Here is a 1281-nt window from a genome sequence, read left to right on the forward strand (position 1 = left end):
GCCCCGTACCCCCCGTCACTCCGACCTCCGCAACGACACCAGGTCGGACAGGTCCCGGTCGGACAGCTCGGTCAGGGACGACTCGCCGGAGCCAAGGATCGCGTCTGCCAACGCCCGCTTGGATTCGAGCATTTCGGCGATGCGGTCCTCGACCGTGCCCTCGGTGATGAGGCGGTGGACCTGGACGGGCTGGGTCTGGCCGATGCGGTAGGCGCGGTCGGTGGCCTGTTCCTCGACTGCCGGGTTCCACCAGCGGTCGAAGTGGACGACGTGGCCCGCGCGGGTCAGGTTGAGGCCTGTGCCCGCCGCCTTCAAGGAGAGGACCAGGACCGGGGTCGCGCCCGCCTGGAAGCGGTCCACCATCCGTTCCCGCTCCGGTACCGGTGTGCCGCCGTGGAGCATCTCGACCGGGACCGCGCGGGCCGACAGGTGGGCGGTGATCAGGCGGGCCATGCCGACGTACTGCGTGAAGACGATCGCGGAACGGTCCTCGGACAGCAGCGTGTCCAACAGCTCGTCCAGCAGGGCGAGTTTGCCGGAGCGGGCGGCGAGGCGGTCTCCGATGGCCTGTGCCGCGGCGTGGTCCTCCTTCAGGTACAGCGCCGGGTGGTCGCAGATCTGTTTGAGGGAGGTGAGGAGCTTCAGGACCAGGCCCCGGCGTGCGATGCCCTCCGTCGTCTCGATGACCAGCATCGACTCCCGCACCACCGCCTCGTAGAGCGAGGCCTGTTCGCGGGTGAGCGGGACCGGGTGGTCCGTCTCCGTCTTGGGGGGCAGCTCGGGGACGATGCCCGGGTCGGACTTCTTGCGGCGCAGGAGGAAAGGTCGGACCAGGCGGGCTAGTCGGGTCACCGCCTCCTCGTCCTCGCCGTTCTCCACCGCACGCGCGTGCCTGGCCCGGAAGGACTTGAGGGGGCCGAGGAGTCCGGGGGTCGTCCAGTCCAGCAGGGCCCAGAGTTCGGAGAGGTTGTTCTCCACCGGGGTGCCGGTCAGCGCCACGCGCGCGGGGGACGGGATCGTGCGCAGGGCTTTCGCCGTCGCCGAGTACGGGTTCTTGACGTGCTGTGCCTCGTCCGCGACGACCATGCCCCACGGCTGTCGGGCGAGGGTGGGTGCCGCCGAGCGCATCGTGCCGTACGTCGTGAGGACGAAGCCTCCGGTCAGGTCCTCCAGGGTGCGGTCCGTGCCGTGGAAGCGGCGGACGGGGACTCCGGGGGCGAAGCGGGTGATCTCCCGCTGCCAGTTGCCCAGGAGGGAGGCGGGGCAGACCACCAGGGTGGG

At 70.6% G+C, this 1281-nt stretch carries 1 protein-coding gene; it reads right to left on the minus strand.

Annotated features, from left to right (window positions below):
- Window positions 1–15 precede the first annotated feature (15 nt).
- On the minus strand, window positions 16–1281 hold a 1266-nt coding region (locus ACNFOC_RS54480), incomplete at its 5' end, for a DEAD/DEAH box helicase (protein WP_416966327.1).

Origin of the sequence: Streptomyces colwelliae, assembly GCF_048158785.1 — a bacterium.
Taxonomy (GTDB): Bacteria; Actinomycetota; Actinomycetes; order Streptomycetales; family Streptomycetaceae; genus Streptomyces.